Genomic DNA, 20,237 nt, shown 5'->3' with positions numbered 1-20,237 from the left:
ATCTACGCCTCCCTCCCTCTCAGATTATTTTTGTCCATGGCTCTTTGCGCCACTACATTCAGAACGATCGCCACGATAATGATAAAACCTTTAATCGCCGTCTGCCAGAACTGGGATACCCCGATCAGCGGCAGAGCTTTTCCTACGATCGCCATCGTAAGCGCACCCAAAAAAACTCCGAATACGCTGCCTCTCCCGCCGTTTAAGCTGACTCCGCCTACCACACAGGCCGCAATAACATCCATCTCCAGTCCAGTTCCCATATCGCCCTGGGCTGATGCGTACAGAGACGTATAGATCGCCCCGCACAATCCGCACAGGAATCCCATTATTGTATAACATAAAATCTTGATCTTTTCTATTCTAATGCCGCTTACGGCAGCTGCTTCGCTGTTGCTTCCCACCGCATAGATCTTCCGGCCGGTCCGGGTCCATTTGAGAAAGACAAAGAACAGGAGGTATATGATCACAGTAATCATCACCAGGTTATTTATCACTCCGAATCCCAGATATCTGTCCTGGGCGAAATTCTTATAGGATTTGGTAAACTGGTAAGACGCCACCCACTGGCTGTTTGCCACCAGATAAGTCAGTCCCCGCAGTGCATACATCCCCCCTAACGTGGCTATAATGGGAGGGACCTTTCCAAATGATATCACACAGCCTATCAGTATCCCGACCGCCGTTCCGATCCCCATAGAAATCAAAAAGATGACCAGGACCGGCAGCTCCTGATGATCCCGCATGATCAGGGACGCGCACATCCCGGCGAACCCCAGAGTAGAGCCGATGGCGATATCAATGCCCCCGATCAGCAGCACACACATCATTCCCAATGCCAGAATCATGATCACTGCGTAATTCTTGAACATGCTTTCAAACATATTCAGGGTCAGAAACTGTTGATTCCGCAGTTGAATCAGCGTGCACAAAACAATCAGTATCAATACCAGACTGCTTTCCCGGGAACTGGTAAATTTCTTCAGATTCCATTTCCTGTTCATACTTCATCCCCCCTGTCCTTGTGTCCGGCTGGAGTTCTGGCCATCGCCTTTTCCAGGATCGCTTCCTGGGTGGCCTCCTCCCGGGTCAGTTCTCCGGTAACCCTGCCCTCGCACATGACGACGATCCGGTCGCTCATACCGATAATCTCCGGCATCTCGGAGGAAATCATAATGATCGCATAGCCTTTTTTGGCCAGCTCCCCCATAATGGCATAGATCTCGGCTTTCGCACCCACATCCACGCCCTTTGTCGGCTCATCCATAATCAGAACCTTCAGGTCTGAAGCCAGGATCTTTGCCACGACTACTTTCTGCTGATTGCCGCCTGAGAGGGAACTGGCTTTGTCAAAGATCGTGACCGCTTTCGTGTCCACTTCCTCCGCCAATTTCTTAGCTGCCTGGCCCTCCGCCTTTTCATTGGTAAAATATCTGCTGCCATATTTTTGAATCTCGGACAGAGTAATGTTTCTGCCTATACCCCAGTCCAGTATCAGTCCCTTGTTCTGACGGTCCTCTGTCAGCAGCCCGATCCCCATGTTCAGGGCATCGTGAACATTTCTGATCTTTACCTCTTTTCCTTCCACAAAAATCGCTCCGGCATCTGAGCGCTCGGCGCCGTAGATTGTCTCCACCACTTCTGTGCGCCCTGCTCCTACCAAGCCGGTCAAGCCCAGGATCTCCCCTGCTCTAACTTGAAAAGATATATCCTTAAAATAGCCGTAACGGCTTAAATTCTCTACGCGCAGGACTTCCCCGCCGGGTGTAATCTCCGGTTTCGGGAAGAGCTCCGTAATTTCCCGCCCTACCATAGCCGTGATCAGGTCCTTATTCGATATGCGGTCCACATCGTAAGTACCGATATATTTTGAGTCCCGAAAGACAGTTACTCTCGAAGCCAAACGATACATATCCTCAAACCGGTGTGAGATAAAGATAATGGACGCCCCCTGATCCCGGAACTTTTCGGTGACCCGGTATAATTCCTCGGATTCCCGTTTGGTCAGGGCCGCCGTCGGTTCATCCATTATGATGATCTTCGCATTCATGGATAATGCCTTGGCGATCTCCACCATCTGCTGCTGAGCGACACTTAAGCTTCCCATCTCATCCGAAGCATTAAAATCCGCATTCAATTCTTTTAACAGAAGATTTGCTTCTTCCTTCATCATTTTCCAAGAAATAAATCCATGTTTCATTTTCTCATGACCTATAAAAATATTTTCAGCCACGGTCAGATGAGGATAGGCCGTCACATGCTGATAGATCGCCGCTATACCGGCCTTCTGAGCGTCTTTTGGACCTTTGAAATGTACTTTGCTGCCGTTCAGATACATTTCTCCTTCCTCTGCTCTGTGTACACCGGTAATTACCTTTATAAAAGTAGACTTTCCGGCACCGTTTTCACCCATCAGGGCATGGATCTCACCTTTTTTCAACTGAAACCGAACCTGATCTAAAGCTTTTACGCCTGGAAATATCTTGGTGATATCTTTTAACTCAAGAACGTATTCGCTCAAATTTCTTTCCTCCCAATGAAGCAGTTAGGGGCTTCCGTGAGGATTCCCTCCCGGATACACGGAAGCCCTGCCGCTTTGGATACTTTATACTGTCAGAATCTAAAATACATTTTTCCATTCGGCGATGTTATCGGAATTAAACTCAAAAGGCTCTCCCAATAAAACTTCCGTACCGCCGTCCAGCGCTTCGGTCACTTTAAAGGTTTTCTTATCATCTCCCAGGTAGCCTTCGAAACTGTCGCCCACCGCGCCGGTAATCTTGCCATCCACCAGAGCCATGGAGGTATAAGCCGTCAAGGCGCCCACATAGTCTGGGTTCCACAAATACATATAAGGGCACACGCCGCTCTCGATATATTCCGCCATCTCGGAAGGAAGTCCCAGACCTGTCACGGAGATCTTACCTGTCAGCCCTTCGTCGCTGACCACTTTAGCGGCCGCTGCGATTCCCACCGTAGTAGGAGCCACGATCGCCTTCAAATCGGGATAGTTGGTGATCAACGCCTGCGTCTGATCCACTGATTTCTGGAATTCATCATCTCCATAAGCTACTTCCACACATTTCACATCTTTAAAATTGGCATCCAGTTCATCCTGCATATAACCGATCCAGGTGTTCTGGTTAGCGGACTGACTGGTGGCGGACAGCACCGCGATTTCACCGGAACCACCGATCATATCTGCCACCCCTTTTGCCAGGGTCTGTCCGACCAATTTGGAGTCTGCCTGATTCACATGGATCATACGGCTGTCCGGATTCACCTGGCCATCCGTGGAGAGAACTTTGATTCCGGCATCCATAGCCTGTGTCAGGATTGGCTGCAGAGCATCCACATCATTTCCCGTAATAGCGATACAGTCTACTTTCTGCTGGATCAGTTCGTTTACAATGGTAATCTGGCCTTCTACCGTGGCGGCTTCCGGAGATTTTAAAATAACGTTTCCTCCATACGCCTCAATTACTTTTTTAAATCCTTCCATCTGTTTTTCGCCGTTTGGATTACCTGTGGCTTTAAATACAAAAGCATAGGTCTTATTAGCGGCATCATAATCCAAATCGTTATGAACATCAGAAGAACCCTCCTGGGCGGATTTCGTGTCGGCTTTGTCGTCCGGCTGTCCCGCCTTCGGAGTCTCCTCTGACTGAGGTTTCGCCGCGGCATCGCTGTCTGCAGCTGTATCCGGTGTGCTCCCGCATCCGGTTAATAGAATAGCTATCATCGCCATGCTCGTTAGTAAACTGATTAATTTCTTTTTCATTTCCTACTCCTTTCGTTTATGCAAAATGCTCAAAAAACAGTGACTTTAACGTTAATGTAAATAATAATATAAGTATATCCCATCAAAATACAATGTGTCAACAGGAAATACTACACAATGAAACAGTTGAATTTTTACCAATTTGTAACAATTATTTTGAATTCTTTTTCTTTCCGATTTTAAAATCCGGATTTCGGAAATCAGGATATCTACTCCATCCCATATTTGCGCAGCATATCCTGCTCATACTTCAGCAGATACGCCGCCTCCTGATCCAGGCAGGCTTCATCCGGAGGATCGAGATTTCTCCAGACTTTGATATCCCTTCCCACTTCTCCTCCCATCTGCACAAAAGGCTCAGATACAATCCTTCCTTTATAACCGATATCGGAAAGGGCCTGAAAGACTTCATCAAAATTGATATGTCCTCTTCCGGGACAGCGCCGGTTATTGTCTCCGGTATGGAAGGAACCCAGCCGGTTTCCCACGGAGCGGATCGCGTCTCCGATACAGTCTTCTTCGATGTTCATATGATAGGTATCTAGTAAAATGGCAATATTTTCGCTGTCGATTTTGGAGACATAGTCCAGCGCCTCTTCCGCTGTATTAATGACACAGCCTTCGAAACGGTTCACCGCTTCCACACAATAAATGACGCCATAATCTTCCGCCGTCTTCACAATCTGCCGCATGCTGTCCAAAGACAGTTCCACAATAGAAGTTTTGTCATTTACGATATAGTCTGGTGATCCCCAGCCGGCATAACTGACTCCCGAAATAATCCTGCCATCCATAAAGCCCACACACTCCACAATGCGTTTTAGATAATCGATACCACTCTTTCTGATCTGTTCATCTGCACTGGATACATCATAATTGGGATCAAGCCCCAGGCTGTAGGTCAGTTCAATTCCCTCGTCGTCAGCCATCTTCCTGATGTCACGCATATGCTCTTTTGTCATTTCCAGCAAGGGCTGTGCCTGAAACTCCAAAATATCAAACCCGATCTTCCTGGCCTTTTTCACATATTTCATATGATCAAAATTCCAGTTTGTTTCCCAGAAATTCGTAAAGATTCCCAGTTTGTTCATTTAATTCCCTCCATTTTAATAACGTGATATGTCCGTCCCCTCACTGTCTGGCCATGTATGAAAAACAATCCTCATCCATCTTTTATTTACATTAACGTTAATGTAATTAAGAAAAAAAATAATGCTATGTAGTGTCGTTCATTATAAATATATTTCCGTGTATCCCAAATACTTGGTCAGAGCTTCTCTCACTCTGCGGGATTGGTCGCCTGATGTAATAATCGCGTGATGCCGGAACCCTTCTTCACTCATATGACGCAGCTTCCTCTGCAGTCCGGGAATCTTAACAACCCCATAAGTACCAAAAAATCCTTCATCCACCGGCACGTCCACCACCTCCGCTTCTTCCACGAAATAGCGTATCTCCCCATATTCCGTACGCATACCGCAAACGGTTATGATTCCAGGCTTCAGCTTTCCTGCGTTCACACCCCAGGAACAATCCTCCCCCTGTGTTTTGACAAACATTTTATGCTCTTCCATATGCCCCGGTCCGCTTAGAAGATCTATAGGAAGAGGTCCGCAGTGGAACATAATACAGGCATCCGGATCGCCGCCATAGTTATTATTGATGTCGAGACATCCGGCCGGCCGGCCGGAAGCCAGACTCAGTGCCATCATCGCCGGCGCATTCGTCACGTCGGTCTCGCATACGACCGGTATTCCCCGCTGATTCAGAATGCCCATGACCGTGCAGGGTGTAATCTTAAATTCATACTGCATTTCGCTCCAGCAACGGATCGCCATGACATCCAAAGCCATTTCCCTTTGCAGCTCCTGAAGCGCAATGCCCAACTTTCCCTGATGAATGCTGGCATAATCCGGTACGTCCCGCATATCGGAAATCCGTTCCAATTCTTCCCGCCAATCTGCCAACCGTGGATCGTCATCCGTTATTTCCCGGATACGTGCAAAGACCTGCGTCAGATCCAGCGTCTCCACATCCGCACCTCTGGTCTCCATGGCAGCTTCGTCAAACCGAACGCTTTTAAAAGCAGTGGTTCTGGCGCCCAACACCCCAATTCGCAGATGCCGCATCCTGCTGACTATCCGGCAGATTCCTGCAAAATCACTTAATTCCCGCTGAAACTCCTGACTCAACGGATGCATAACAAAAGGTTCCCCTGAAGTAAAGGTGGTCCTCATCTGCTTTAACACCGCGCATAAACCAAGCTTCCCACAAAATGCGTCCCTGCGGTTATCAAAATCCAGTTTTCCCAATTCATCCGGATAAGCCTGCAGCAAAATCGGAACGTTCACATCCCGTATCGCTTCTTTGATTCCATTCTCATCCCCAAAATTAGGCAGACAAATAATCACCCCCTCGTACTCTCCATAATGATGTGCCAAAAAATCCGCATATACCGCGCCTTCCTCCCGGGTCTCCACCGCACCATAACGGGTCAGGGCAGGATCCATCTCCAGCAGTTGAATCCCCTCTTTTAAAGCCGCGGTCTGCATATCCTCCCGGGCGAGATCGATCACCGTACTCGGAAAAAAACCACGGTTAGCTATTAATAGTGCTAATTTCAAATTAAATCCTCCTGTCGTAAAAAAATGCTTTCATTACATTAACGTTAATGTTATAATACAATCAGAAAAGCTGTTTGTCAATATGGCAAAATTGCCAAATCACTTTTTGACACTGACGCTGCTAACATGTATAATAAAAGAAGCATTTTCACAAATGGAGGAATGTTATATTGAGCGCAACCCTGAAAGATATCGCCGAGGAACTGGGCGTTTCCATTAACACTGTTTCCCGCGCTTTGCGGGACATGCCGGACATCAGCCAGGAAACCAAAGATCATGTGAGGGAGACGGCCACCCGGCTGGGATACCATAAAAATCTGGCCGCCAGTCGTCTGCGTACTAACAAATCTCTGATCCTGGGTATGGTGGTTACCGATATCAGCAATCCGGTCTTCTCTGGAATGATCAAGGGCGTGGAGAAAACCTGCAAGCGAACCAGCTATACCATCATGCTGGGGAATTCCAATGAAAATTCCGCAGAGGAGACCGCCATGATTTCAAGCATGATGGACCACGGCGTGGACGGAATTCTTCTTGTACCCAGTATGAGAAATACACGGGTGCTCACCCAACTAAAGAAGGCTAAAATCCCATATGTCATCCTGCAGAGAAAATTTCCGGACATCGCAACCAACTATGTCCAAAGCAACGATGTCAAAGGCGGCAATCTGGCTGCGGAGCACTTATATAAACTGGGGCACCGCTCATTTTTGTATGTCTCAGCCCCTATGCATATCTCATCCGCCCGGGAACGGTATGAAGGTTTTCTCTCTTATCTGAGGGATAAAAACCTGCCGGCTGACTGCGTGCAGGTACTGGAATGTGACGGAACCCGTTCCGGAAGCCACCTGGTTATGAAACAATGGCTTAAGCAGCATCCGGATTTGCACTCGCTAAGCGCCACTGCTGTTTTCTGTTTCAGTGATTATGTGGCCTGCGGAGTCTATTCCGCGTTCGCTAAGTACAGTCTGCGCATCCCGCAGGATATCTCTGTAATCGGCTACGATAACAATGAATATGCCGATATGATGCTGCCAGCGCTGACAACCATCGATATCCGGCCGTTTCAGACCGGTGAGCGGGCGGCCGAGCTCCTCCTGGAACTGATTGCCGCTCCAGATTCCCAGACAAAGTCTGTGCGCGAAATTATCATTGCCCCTAAACTTGTGAACCGCAAATCCACCGATATTCCCAGCCTGACTGATTAGTGCCGGTATCGCTGGGAAGACTCTCGTGCCGAGAGGGCCGGCGTGCAAAAAAATCCCGGGACGAATCCCGGGATTTTTCTATACCTTATGGAGCAGCGAATGCTGCGACCCTGCCCAATGGGCATGTAACACGCTTTAAACTTCGAATATCAAATCTCCATAGGAAGGCATCGGCCAGAGGTCTTTGTCTACGATCATCTCCAGTTTGTCAACCGGGATGCGCAACGCTTCCATGGCCGGCATCACTGCGTCATGATAATATTTTGCCTGAGTCTCCCCTTCTTCCATGGCACAAGCTGCTTCAGTAACCTCTTCCAGCTTGATCAGAGCGGCTTTGGTCTGGGCCAGGAGCGCGGATGCATCTTTTAGTTCCCCTGTCTGTACCGATACATCGGCATCACAGGCGGCTCTCACAGAATTGATAGAGTCGGCCAGCACTTTGGTGTATTTGATCACCGCCGGGATTATCTGTTTTCTGGCCATATCTACCATGGTGCGCGCCTCGATATTGATTGCCTTGGCGTAGGTCTCGTATTTGACTTCCACCCGGGACTCTAATTCCGCTTTTGTAAACACGCCGTATTTTTCGAAAAGCTTTACGGACTTATCTGTTATGAGCGCCGGGATCGCGTCTACCATGGATGTGATATTTGGAAGGCCTCTGCGCATCGCCTCTTCCACCCATTCTTCGGAGTAGCCGTTGCCGTTAAATACGATTCTCTGGTGCTCACTGGCGTATTTCTTAATCAGATCATGTACCGCCATGTCAAAATCATCGGATTTCTCCAGTACATCGCATACCTCACAGAACGCGTCCGCTACGATCGTGTTCAGTACGGTATTAGGCGATGCGATGGAATCTCTGGAACCGCACATACGGAATTCGAACTTGTTTCCGGTAAAAGCGAACGGGGAGGTTCTGTTCCGGTCGGTAGCATCCTTGGCCAGATCCGGAAGGGTTTTCACACCGGTCTGAAGTCTGCCGCCCTTCAGACTGTGGGTCGCTTCTCCTGTGCTAACCAGCTGTTCCAGCACATCCTCCAGCTGTTCGCCCAGGAAGATCGATATAATCGCCGGAGGTGCCTCATTGGCTCCCAGCCTGTGATCATTCCCTACGTCGGCAGCGGATTCTCTTAGCAGATCCGCATGCTCGTCTATCGCCTTTAAGATACAGGTCAGTACAAGGAGGAACTGAATGTTCTCATGAGGTGTTTTCCCCGGATTCAACAGGTTGATACCGTCATCGGTGATGACAGACCAGTTGTTATGTTTTCCGGAACCATTCACACCGGCGAAGGGCTTCTCATGAAGCAGGCAGTATAATCCATTTCTCTCGGCCACTTTTTTCAAAGTCTCCATAATCAGCTGGTTGTGGTCCACGGCAATATTCGCTTCGGCATAGATCGGCGCCAGTTCATGCTGCGCGGGAGCCACTTCATTGTGCTGTGTCTTGGAGGATACGCCCAGTTTCCACAGTTCTTTGTTGACATCCTTCATGTAGGCCGCGATCCGTTCCCGGATGCTTCCAAAGTAATGGTCCTCCAACTCCTGTCCCTTGGGAGGCATGGCCCCAAATAAGGTCCGTCCAGCGAAGATCAGGTCCTTTCTCTGTAAATATTTCCTGCGGTCCACCAGGAAATATTCCTGCTCCGGCCCTACGGAAGGAGTCGCTTTTTTCGAAGTCGTGTTGCCAAACAATCTTAACAGACGGAGAGCCTGCGTATTTAACGCTTCCATGGAACGCAGCAACGGGGTCTTCTGGTCCAACGCCTCTCCTGTATAAGAACAGAAGGCTGTGGGGATGCACAGAATCGCGCCGGCGGCATCGTGTCTGACGAAAGCCGGTGAAGTGCAGTCCCACGCGGTATAGCCCCTCGCCTCAAAGGTGGCACGCAGGCCGCCGGAAGGGAAGGATGACGCGTCCGGCTCCCCTTTGATCAGCTCTTTCCCGGAAAACTCCATCAGAACCTTTCCATTAACGGGAGCTGAGATAAAAGAGTCGTGCTTTTCGGCAGTCACGCCGGTAAGCGGCTGGAACCAATGGGTATAGTGGGTAGCCCCTTTTTCAATCGCCCAATCTTTCATAGCTCCTGCCACCACTTCGGCTATCATCGGATCCAGTTCTTTCCCCTCATCAATGGTTTTTCTCAATTCCTTGTAAACCTTTTTGGGAAGACGTTCTTCCATTACCGCATCACTAAACACATCTTCACCGAAAATATCCGCTACGTTGAACAGTTCGCTCATAACTAACACCCTTTCCTCTATTAAGATATGTATTTGACAGTCCAGCAAGAGAGGCACTTTCCCATTGCATAAAAAAAGACATTCCAATTACTGGAACGCCTTTGTTCTGTCTCATTTTCTGGAAACATCGTTTCCAATCTTCCTATAAGATAAACTAATTCTTTCTAAAAATCAAGCAAATCTTTCAAAAAACCTGAACTTTAAACACTTTTTACAGATTAGAGTTACTTTGGCTCAAATGATTGTGCAAAATAATGCGGAATTGGTATCCTTATAAAATGGCCCCCGCCAATTGGCGGGAGTCACATGATATCTGCTCTATTCTCAAGCTTTTCCGATGGAGCCAAACAGTTCCATTTTTTCTTTTACAGTTGCTTTGATCGCTTCCAGGCCGGGAGCCAGGATTTTACGAGGATCGAAGCCCTTGCCTACCAGGTCTTTTCCTTCTTCGATGTATTTACGGGTAGCGGCTGCGAAGGACAGCTGGCACTCCGTATTTACGTTGATCTTGGCAACACCCAGGGTGATGGCTTTTTTTATCATGTCGGCCGGGATTCCTGTGCCGCCGTGCAGAACCAGAGGCATCTCGCCGGTCAGCTGCTGGATCGCATCCAGGGTCTCAAAGCTTAAGCCTGCCCAGTTTTCCGGATATTTCCCGTGAATGTTCCCGATACCGGCAGCCAGCATGGTAACACCCAGATCCGCGATCATCTTGCATTCCTTAGGGTCCGCACACTCGCCCATTCCGATCACACCGTCTTCTTCGCCGCCGATGGATCCGACTTCGGCTTCCAGGGACATCCCCTTCTCTGCGCAGACTTTAACCAGCTCTTTTGTCTTTTCTACATTCTCTTCGATCGGATAATGGGAACCATCAAACATAATGGAAGAGAATCCGGCATCAATACATTTATAGCATGCGTCGTAGCTGCCGTGATCCAGGTGCAGAGCTACCGGAACCGTGATATTTAATTCTTCCAGCATCCCGTTCACCATACCAACTACCGTTTTATATCCGCACATATACTTTCCGGCACCCTCGGATACACCCAGGATAACCGGAGAATTTAACTCCTGCGCGGTCAGAAGAACTGCCTTTGTCCATTCCAGGTTATTAATATTGAACTGTCCAACTGCGTAATGACCCGCTTTCGCTTTCTCTAACATCTCTTTTGCTGATACTAACATTTTATCTACCTCCATACCATTATTATATACAACAAGTCCTACCCTATTATACATGAAACCATTTACTTTTTCCATCTTTTTTTCCCAACACAAATCCAACAAATTCCACGTTAACGTTCACATTTTTCAATCAAAAGCAACCCTTTCAGACCCACATTTCAGCAGAAACCCACGCAATCCCACATTTTCTTCTATTCCATCCGGATAGAACCTCTTTGGCATCCGGTCGTCACGACTTGCCGAAAGAAGGTCGAACTGCATCTATTTAAATTGTCGTCTGTATTTTATTCAGATAATCCTGGTATCTCTCCAAATATTGGTGTGATCTGGTTTGTGCCAGAGTACGTCCAGATAATATAACGGAAGTCTGGCCGCATCCCGTAATTTTCGTGCGAATGTACTCTTTCCCGCACCGGGACATCCAATGACAATAATTTTTGACATGAACCCTCCCCCGCACCGGTAGTTTTCATCGATCACGGGCCGGCCGCGTAAGCGGCATTCTTCCGTTCCGACGCAGTGCGATCCCTGCAAAGCGTTTTTTATTTCATAGGAGCACTTTCCTATGAAAAAAAGGGCACAGCCACTGCCATGCCCCTTCTTACGGCGAACAGGTATCATTCCGTTCCGCCGTATTCGTTTCTTTAATTAGGTTACAGGAGAGAACGGTACAGCCCAATAATGTCATCCAGGCTTGCTTCCTTTGGATTGCCCGGAGCACATGCGTCCGCAACTGCGGATTCCGCCAGGAACTGAATATCCTCTTCTTTTACGATCTCTTTTAAATCTGCCGGAATCCCCACATCCAGGGACAACTTACGGACCGCGTCCACTGCGGCCTTCCGGTACTCATCCTGGCTCATGGTTTCGGCACCTTCCACGCCCATGGCGGCCGCGATATATTTATATTTGTCACCTGTCATATCGGCATTATATGCCATCACGGTCGGCAGCAGAATCGCGTTGGCCACACCGTGGGGGGTATCGTATACGGCACCAAGCGCATGAGCCATGGAGTGCACGATTCCGAGTCCGCAGTTAGAGAATCCCATACCGGTCAGATACTGTCCCAGAGCCATTCCTTCCCGGCCCTCGGGGGTATTTTCCACAGCACCTCTTAAGTTTTTCGCTATCACTTCGATTGCCTTCAAGTTAAACATGTCGGTCATCTCCCAGGCACCTTTGGTGGTGTAGCCTTCGATCGCATGGGTCAGAGCATCCATACCGGTGGACGCGGTCAGGCCCTTGGGCATGCTGGACATCATCTCGGGATCAACAATGGCAACTACCGGGATATCATGTGTATCCACACAGACGAACTTCCGTTTTTTCTCCACATCCGTGATTACATAGTTGATCGTGACTTCGGCTGCAGTGCCGGCCGTCGTGGGAACCGCAATAATCGGAACACTTGGATTCTTCGTGGGCGCTACGCCTTCCAGGCTTCTCACATCTTCGAACTCCGGATTCGCGATGATGATTCCGATCGCTTTGGACGTATCCATGGAGGAACCTCCCCCGATCGCGATAATGTAGTCCGCATTGGAAGCCTTAAATGCCGCTACCCCAGTCTGTACATTTTCAATCGTGGGATTGGGTTTGATATTTGAATAAACTTCATAAGCCAGTCCGGCTTTGTCCAGAACATTGGTCACCTTCGCCGTCACTTTGAATTTTACCAGATCCGGATCAGAACAGATAAATGCTTTCTGAAATCCTCTGCCTGCAACCTCATGGACGATCTCCTGAATTGCTCCTGCTCCATGATAAGATGTTTCATTCAATACGATTCTGTTTGCCATATTCTCTTCTCCTTTTCGCACCTTTACCAGTGATTGCCCCGGCCAGCAGGTGCCTTTTCGTATTACTGCCCGGTTTCTTATGATATAATTTTAACAATCTATGGAATCCCTGAAAAGTTACAATCTTAGATAACTGTCACATTTTCAAATATTATTTATTATTTCATTCAAATAAACCTCCAGCCTCAGCATTCACTAAAGCAGGAGCGGTCTGGCGCAGGGAATGACGGGACGGGGTGGATTAACGGTGGGGGATGCCTGCCAGCTGTCTGGGCCGGGATCGGAAAAGAGGCACCCGGCGGTGTCCCAGCGTGAGGGGGTGTCCATCCGTGCTGTCACATAAGGCGCCCGTATAAAATCTAAATGAAATCCAGCCGGGCTGTTATGGGCGAATGGCTGCATTCCCTGCAGCCGTTCGGTGGCTTCTGAGCTGCGAATGCATCAGCATTCGGAGCGAATAAGCCACGCACCTATAACAGCCCGGCTGGATTTCATTTAGATTTTACCGGGTAACAGCCTTGCGTGACAGCATGGATGGACACCCCCTCACGCCGGGACACCGCCGGGTGCCTCTTTTCCAATCCCGGCCCAGACAGCTGGCAGGCATCCCCCACCGTTAATCCACCCCGTCCCGTCATTCCCTGCGCCAGACCGCTCCGTCCCCCTCAAACCAAATGAATCTCCATAAACACCTCCCGCAGCTTCGGAGGCATCGCATCCACCAGCGCCCCGGCCATCTCCTCCGGTGTCTCTTTCATTCCGTTCAGCACCCACTTCACCGTCATGTATACAGAACCTCTGCAATACATTTCCAGCAGGAACATCAGGTCCTCTCTTACCTTCCGATGGGTCTTGCGCTGGATCTGCTCCCGATAGAACTCTATGATCAGCTCAAAATCATGTTCCTTTAATGAGTTGTGATCGTCCGACCGGAAAGCCTCCGTGAAGAATATTTTCTCCTGACGGATAAATTCAAATTTACGTACCAACCCCTCATATACGGTACGGTCGGTACCCATGCGGGCAAATGACTCCAGGACCAGCTTGTCGAAATACCAGTTGATCAGATCATATTTATCCTTAAAATTCCGATAAAAAGTCTGTCTGGTCATATGACAGCCATCCACGATGCTCTGTACCGTAATCTTATCCACCGGGGCGGTCCTCATACACACCTTGATCGAGTCCGCCAGCCGGTACTTTGTTTTTTCTCCCTTATTCACATCCGGCATATTCTTTTCCCTCTATTCCACGCTCTTCATAGATTCCACCATGTCGATCTTTTTCAGTTTAAAATGCATGGTAAAATTAACAAACAGTGAAAAAGCAAATGTAAATAATACACTGTACACGAAGCTTCTGGGCTTGATCAGCCTGCCGAACATCAGCATATCAATTTCCGCTGTTATGATGACAAACCGGTGCAGCGCAACTCCCATGAACAGGCCGATCAGCGCCCCGATCATGGTCAGCAGTATATTTTCACGCAGCATATAAGCCGATACTTCCCCGTCAAAGAATCCCAGTACCTTCAGTGTGGCCAGCTCCCGCTTCCGCTCTGTGATATTGATATTATTCAGGTTATACAGCACGATAAAGGCCAGCATACCCGCAGAAATAACCAGCACATAGATGATGGTGTCCATACTTTTTAACATATCCCGGATTCGGTTTTCCGTATCGCTTACGAAGCTTACTCCGCTGCACGCCTCCATATTGATATATTCTTCCTGCATCTCTTTTTGGAAAGCTTCCCCTTTTTCCTGGTCGATGGTCAGGTATTCATTGTAGACTGGTTTTTCCTGGTATAGCTTTTCATAGAGGGCCGGTGTCATGTAGACATAATGCATGAAGTAGTTCTCCGCAATCTCTCCCACGGCAACTTCAACCCGGCTGGTCTCTTTGTCTTTCAGATAGATCGTATCCCCCTTGGATATGCCAAGCAGCGCCGCCACTTTTTCTGTTATAATCACCGTGTCATCTGTCAGCACATATGGCGTATCGGTGATCCGGTCCTTCAAACGGATATAGTCCTGTAACTGGTCCGGATATTCCGGAACCACCAGATATCCGCTTCGCTCTGCTCCGCCGAATCCGATGTCCATCGCCACCTCCCTGGCGGGGAGATAGCTTTTGATCCGGTCATCGGACTTTATCTTATCAGCCAGCGCTTCCTGGGCCGGCGCATCCGCGTCCTCATCGATCCCAATGGACGCGTTGTATACCCGGACGTTCTCAAACTGCAGATCACCGATGGACATGATGGAATCCTGCAGGCCGAATCCCACCAGCAGCAGCGCCGTGCAGCCTCCGATGCCCAGTACGGTCATGAGAAACCGCTTTTTATACCGGATTAGATTCCGTATGGTGGCCTTTCCGGTAAAGTTCAGATGCTTCCACAGGAAGGTCACCCGTTCCAGCATGACCCGCTTGCCCGCTTTCGGTGCGGCGGGGCGCATCAACTGGGCCGGTACCGCTAGCAATTCTTTATAACAGGCAGCAATCACCGCGATCGTCGTACAGAATACGGCCAGCGCCGTGGACGTAACGGAATAGTTAAAATTCAGAGGGGTGACGATAGCCGGCAGATTATTATATAGGATCTTATACGCGTTGATGATCACATAGGGCAGCAGCTTCTGCCCCACCACTAAGCCCAGCAGGCTGCCGAACAGACTGGCTGATAACGCGTACCAGATATATTTTCCCGCTATACCGGCTTTTCCATAACCAAGGGCCTTGAGTGTACCGATCTGGGTCCGCTCCTCCTCCACCATCCTGGTCATGGTGGTCAGGGCTACCAGGGCGGCTACCAGGAAAAAGATCGCCGGGAAGACATCGCCTATGGCTCCGATACGGTCTGAATTCTGCCCGTATTCTACATACGTCTGCAGATACTGGCGGTCCAGCACGAACCATTCCGGAACCTCCAGATCATTTAACTGCTCTTTCGCATCCTCGATGTCCTGTTTGGCATCCGCGATCTTCGGCTCATTTTCGGCTCTGGCCTCCTCGTACTCCTGCTGCCCATCCGTCAGTTTTTGTTCCGCGTCCGTTAGTTCCTTCCGGGCATCTTCAAGCTTATGTTCTCCATCCCGCAGTTCTGCTTTTGCATCCGCGATCTTGACGTCACCGTCGTGGATCTCTTCCTGTTTCTCATACAGCAGGGCTTTGGCTTCCCCGATCTGCCTCTCTGCATCTTCTAACTCCCAGCCGCTGTCGGAAAGCTGCTGTTTCGACGCCTCAAGCAGCGCTTCCTGTTGGGCCAGCTGGCCTCTGCCGGCTTCCAGCTGCTGTTCTCCGGCTTCCAACTGCTGTTTTCCGGTTTCCAGCTCCTGCGCTCCCCTTTGCAGCTCCGGTTCCATGGCAGCGATTCCGGCCTCCAGCTGGGCGAGCTGGGCCTGCTGCTGCGGGCTTAACGGGTAACCGGCGTCCGCCGCTGCTTTTAACGGGGCGTATGCCTCCTTCATCTGCTTTAACTGTTCCTGAGCGGCGTTTAAGCTTTGTTCCTGTGTATTCAGCTGCTCCCTGGCATCTTTTAACTGGGCTTCGGTTTCCGTTAATTTTCGCTTCGCCTCTTCCAGCTCGCGCTCCCCATCGGAAGCCTGCCCGATACCCTCCTGCCACTTTTCCCTGCCCTCGGCTACTTTGTCCTGATTCTCTTCCAGCTCACGGAAACCGTCGGCTAACTGCTCTTTGCCGTCCTCAAGCTCCTGTTCTTTATCTGCCAGCTCCTTTTTGGCATCTTTTAATTCCTGCTCTTTTTCTGCCAGTGTCTGCTTGGCATCATTGATTTCCTGCTGTCCGTCTTCTATCTTCTGTTTCGCGTCCGCGAGCTTCTGTTCTCCATCGGCTACTTCCTCTTCCGCGTCCCTGATTTTGTCATCGCCCTCTTTTTTTACCTCTTCATAGCGTGCCTCACATCTGGTCTCGGAGATATCCTCGATCCTGGACACCAGCTTATCGACAAAATCATCATACTCATCCGTGTAACAGGTCAGCTCTTTCGCCCCCGCAGCCGTCAGACAGATCTCTGTGTAAGCCTCCAGCGTGAAGTTCTCCTTCGGAATCACGACAAAACCGTTCATATCCCCGCTTCCGATACTGCTGCTTCCCCGTTCCAGCGACAGGTACAGCGGACTGCTGCCATATCCCACGATCGTATATTCCGAGGTGTTGACGATATCGGACAGTTCCGTGTCGTTTCCGGACTGTACTGTGATCTGATCACCGATCTGATAACCGTAAGAATCGATCAGTTTCTCATCCACCAGACACTCACCGGACTCTTGCGGCAGCCTTCCCGCTTCGATCTTCAGCTGATTCACCGGGTCTGGCAGGGACATCAGCTTAATCACCAGCAGATTATCTTTTGACTCACACAGGACATCTGAAGAATATACCGGCATAACATCCCCGGCTCCTTCAACCTGACGGATCGCCTCCACATCCTCATCCGTCAGTCCCAGCGTGCTGACGACCCGGATATCCATCAGATTACTTTCATCGTAAAAGATGTCCGCCGAAAGGACCATATCCGGCTTTGACGCCCGGACTCCGGAGAAGAATGCCACTCCCAGCGCAACGATTAATAAAATGGAGGCATACCGGTGAAAACTCTTTTTAATTTCCATGAAAAAATCTTTATGTAACGCACGTTTCTTCATCTGTCCGTCGAATAGCCTCCTTGCTTTTCGTCTAAAATTCTGGTTCCTATTAACTAGTTACAGAATTGCTGCGCTGCAGCTCTGTATACGTTACCATTCAATGGTTTCTACCGATACCGGTTCCGGATTGACCGTGATCCGGCTGACCTTTCCATTCTTGATCTTGATCATACGGTCTGCCATCGGCGCGATCGCTGAGTTATGGGTAATCACGATGACCGTCATTCCCCGCTCCCTGCAGGTATCCTGCAGAAGCTTCAGGATCGCCTTACCGGTCTGGTAATCCAGCGCGCCGGTGGGCTCATCGCATAACAGCAGCTTCGGATTTTTCGCCAGAGCCCGTGCGATGGCCACCCGCTGCTGCTCGCCTCCGGATAACTGGGCCGGAAAATTCGCCAGACGCTCTCCCAACCCCACTTCGGTCAATACCTGTTTGGCGTCCAACGGATTTTTACAGATCTGAAGCGCCAGTTCCACATTCTCCAGTGCCGTCAAGTTCTGGACCAGGTTATAGAACTGAAATACGAAACCAATGGCTTCTCTGCGATACGCCGTCAGTTCCCGTTTCCGGTATTTACTGACATCCTGTCCATCCACCAGAACTTCTCCCTCATCGCAGGTGTCCATACCGCCCAGTATATTTAACACCGTTGTCTTTCCAGCGCCGCTGGGCCCTACGATCACCACAAATTCACCCTCCTCGATCTCAAATTCTATCCCATCCACCGCATGTATGATTACCTCACCCATACGATAGCTTTTTCGCACCCCTTTGAGGCTGACATATCCACTCATTCAGACCGCTTCCTTTCTCCCTTATCATTCTCCACCCTCCATTTGCTTTGCCGCAAATCCGGGTAAGTAGAAACTGAATGCTCCTTCATTCTCCTCAGGAGTCCCCCTGGAAATAATTGTACTTCCCATTTCCCCTGATTTGGGGCCAACAGATGCTTCACAATCACAAGCAGGGCGATCAGGCAGCATCCATATAATATAGAAGGAATCCGAATCCGGAATCCGCACCAGACAGCAAACAGGAGAAACGACAGGATCACCCGGACATGGTGAGGCCGAATGACCAGGATCCCCGTAAACAGGATCAGCAGGAGTGCTAACATCCATACAGCGTCACTGTGCGAGCCGATTCCCAGCAAAACACCGAAGGTCACCGCGATTCCTTTCCCACCTTTCCCTTTGCAAAATACCGGGAATGCGTGACCTGCCACCGGAGCGGCGATCACCAGCGCAAACAGAATACTTTCGACTCCGATCATTCTGGCCGCCATCCAGACCGGCAGAAAACCCTTTCCAAGATCCAAAGCCAAACATAATACGCCCCAACCGATTCCAACATATTTGAATACATTCCCGGCTCCCGGATTTTTATCATCACTGACTGTACCGATATCGATATGACACAAATATTTGGGAACCAGACTGCTGAACATCAGGCTGCCGCACAGGTAGCCCGCTAAAGTCCAGATGAAATATCTCATATTTTCCTCCTCCTTGCGCGTATTTTTATGAACATATGGCATTACCGCCGGTCTCCATTATCTTATCTACAATCCGGTCGCAGGTCTCAGGGTAAATGTAAGCGCGCTGGGCCTCCAGCATCTGATTGCGCATGATTTCATCCTTGCACAGCTGCCTGGCCGCCTGAAGCTGATCTTTGATCTTCGTACAGGAACAGGACATTCCCCGCCGGGAGAAAAATTCCGCGTTTCTGGTCTCGCAGCCCGGAATGGGGTTCGTATGCACGATCGGGATATTCTTTACTGCCGCTTCGGTCCCTGACAGACCGCCGGGCTTTGTAAAAATCACATCGCAGGCATCCATGTACAGCGACACATGTTTTGTAAACCCGCAGATAATCACATTCTTGTGCCCTGAGAACAGAAAATTCAGCCGTCTTCTGAGTTTTTCATTATTTCCGCAGATAATCACTACATTTACCCGATCCCCATAATAGCGGATCAGGTTCACGGTCAGCAGCTCCACTTTTCCAAAGCCCATACTGCCCGACATTACCAGGTAGGTCCGTTTGCGGGTATCCAGATGAATATTCTCCCGGCTGTTGATAATCATACGGGCTTTCTCCCGGCCGATCCTGGTCCGGAATGCTTTCATAACCGGTATTCCATAGGGCAGCAGCTTCTCCCGGGGAATTCCTTTGTTAACAAACTCTTCGATCAGATCTTCATGGGGGATGACATAATAGTCCAGTTCCGTCTCCTCCCAAAACGGGATACTGGTATAATCCGTGCAGACTGCCATCGTCTTGGCTTTCAGTCTTCCAGCCCGCTTCAGAGCCGTCAGCGTTTCCGCGCAGAACAGATGCGGTGTCACCACCACGTCAAACTCCTTTTCTTCTATATAACCGCCCAGTTTCCCGCAGCATTTCCGGTTCGCCAGATAAACGGGGGACTTTACATGCATTTTAAATAAAAGACGGCTGAGCGCTCCCCCGATCCGGTAGATTGTATGGAAAACAAAAGGAATCCGCGTGGATTTCACATAGGTCCCGGACACAGCCCGGTCCACTTTTTCTCCCATAAGCGACATCATATTTACAAACTCAGCATCTATTCCCCGATCTGTCAGATTTTCATAGATCGCGCGTCCCGCTGCGTTATGACCTTCTCCCGTATTACATGATATGACCAAGACCCTCATAGTTACCTCCATAGAAACATGATCTTTTCTATGACGATTGTACC

General features: G+C 49.5%; 15 protein-coding genes. 1 reads left to right on the top strand and 14 read right to left on the bottom strand.

From position 1 onward, the window contains the following. Nucleotides 1-2: 2 nt before the first annotated feature. From KTH90_RS01475 to KTH90_RS01455, 5 genes are all read right to left on the bottom strand, one after another. On the bottom strand, nt 3-1,004 hold the full coding sequence (locus KTH90_RS01475) for an ABC transporter permease (protein ID WP_158351785.1): 1,002 nt from the start codon (nt 1,002-1,004) through the stop codon (nt 3-5). Further along, nucleotides 1,001-2,521 carry a sugar ABC transporter ATP-binding protein gene (locus tag KTH90_RS01470; RefSeq protein WP_238726152.1) on the bottom strand — a complete coding sequence of 507 codons (1,521 nt, stop codon included), beginning with the start codon at nt 2,519-2,521 and terminating at the stop codon, nt 1,001-1,003. The genes KTH90_RS01475 and KTH90_RS01470 overlap by 4 nt, the downstream gene beginning before the upstream one ends. A gap of 99 nt (nt 2,522-2,620) precedes the next feature. Then, the gene (locus KTH90_RS01465) at nt 2,621-3,781 is read right to left on the bottom strand and encodes a substrate-binding domain-containing protein (protein WP_158351781.1); all 1,161 of its coding nucleotides are present in this window, start codon (nt 3,779-3,781) and stop codon (nt 2,621-2,623) included. A gap of 209 nt (nt 3,782-3,990) precedes the next feature. Next, a complete protein-coding gene (locus tag KTH90_RS01460; RefSeq protein ID WP_238726151.1) occupies nt 3,991-4,872 on the bottom strand; it encodes a D-psicose 3-epimerase in 882 nt (293 codons plus the stop codon). Between the two features lie 141 nt (nt 4,873-5,013). Continuing rightward, nucleotides 5,014-6,405, bottom strand: coding sequence for an L-fucose/L-arabinose isomerase family protein (locus tag KTH90_RS01455; RefSeq protein WP_238726150.1), 1,392 nt, complete (start codon nt 6,403-6,405; stop codon nt 5,014-5,016). 170 nt (nt 6,406-6,575) lie between these two features. Between KTH90_RS01455 and KTH90_RS01450 the strand changes: the two genes are divergently transcribed. Next, on the top strand, nt 6,576-7,613 hold the full coding sequence (locus KTH90_RS01450) for a LacI family DNA-binding transcriptional regulator (protein ID WP_158351775.1): 1,038 nt from the start codon (nt 6,576-6,578) through the stop codon (nt 7,611-7,613). Between the two features lie 135 nt (nt 7,614-7,748). On the opposite strand, the gene KTH90_RS01445 is transcribed toward KTH90_RS01450, so the two are convergent. The 9 genes from KTH90_RS01445 to KTH90_RS01405 all read right to left on the bottom strand — a co-directional run bounded on the left by KTH90_RS01445 (nt 7,749) and on the right by KTH90_RS01405 (nt 20,193). Continuing rightward, nucleotides 7,749-9,860 carry a glutamine synthetase III family protein gene (locus KTH90_RS01445; RefSeq protein ID WP_238726149.1) on the bottom strand — a complete coding sequence of 704 codons (2,112 nt, stop codon included), beginning with the start codon at nt 9,858-9,860 and terminating at the stop codon, nt 7,749-7,751. 324 nt (nt 9,861-10,184) lie between these two features. Further along, nucleotides 10,185-11,048, bottom strand: a complete 864-nt coding sequence (gene fba, locus KTH90_RS01440) for a class II fructose-1,6-bisphosphate aldolase (RefSeq protein WP_158342620.1) — start codon at nt 11,046-11,048, stop codon at nt 10,185-10,187. A gap of 288 nt (nt 11,049-11,336) precedes the next feature. After that, the gene (locus KTH90_RS01435; protein WP_330655778.1) at nt 11,337-11,492 is read right to left on the bottom strand and encodes a P-loop NTPase family protein; all 156 of its coding nucleotides are present in this window, start codon (nt 11,490-11,492) and stop codon (nt 11,337-11,339) included. 209 nt (nt 11,493-11,701) lie between these two features. Then, nucleotides 11,702-12,850, bottom strand: a complete 1,149-nt coding sequence (gene fucO / locus KTH90_RS01430; RefSeq protein WP_158351771.1) for a lactaldehyde reductase — start codon at nt 12,848-12,850, stop codon at nt 11,702-11,704. A gap of 665 nt (nt 12,851-13,515) precedes the next feature. Beyond that, nucleotides 13,516-14,082: a TetR/AcrR family transcriptional regulator C-terminal domain-containing protein gene (locus KTH90_RS01425; RefSeq protein ID WP_238726148.1), complete on the bottom strand. Its 567-nt coding sequence runs from the start codon at nt 14,080-14,082 to the stop codon at nt 13,516-13,518. Between the two features lie 12 nt (nt 14,083-14,094). Continuing rightward, nucleotides 14,095-17,484, bottom strand: coding sequence for an ABC transporter permease (locus tag KTH90_RS01420; protein WP_238726147.1), 3,390 nt, complete (start codon nt 17,482-17,484; stop codon nt 14,095-14,097). 123 nt (nt 17,485-17,607) lie between these two features. Beyond that, the gene (locus tag KTH90_RS01415; RefSeq protein WP_158351765.1) at nt 17,608-18,312 is read right to left on the bottom strand and encodes an ABC transporter ATP-binding protein; all 705 of its coding nucleotides are present in this window, start codon (nt 18,310-18,312) and stop codon (nt 17,608-17,610) included. Continuing rightward, complete coding sequence (locus tag KTH90_RS01410; protein ID WP_238726146.1) at nt 18,309-19,013, bottom strand: glycerol-3-phosphate acyltransferase; 705 nt, start codon at nt 19,011-19,013, stop codon at nt 18,309-18,311. Before KTH90_RS01410 ends, KTH90_RS01415 begins: the two co-directional genes overlap by 4 nt. Before the next feature lie 25 nt (nt 19,014-19,038). Beyond that, complete coding sequence (locus tag KTH90_RS01405; RefSeq protein WP_238726145.1) at nt 19,039-20,193, bottom strand: MGDG synthase family glycosyltransferase; 1,155 nt, start codon at nt 20,191-20,193, stop codon at nt 19,039-19,041. Nucleotides 20,194-20,237: the final 44 nt, after the last annotated feature.

The sequence above is a fragment of the Diplocloster modestus genome, from assembly GCF_019042245.1.
GTDB classification, from domain to species: Bacteria; Bacillota; Clostridia; order Lachnospirales; family Lachnospiraceae; genus Diplocloster; species Diplocloster modestus.
This window is presented reverse-complemented; position numbering and strand designations above follow the sequence as displayed.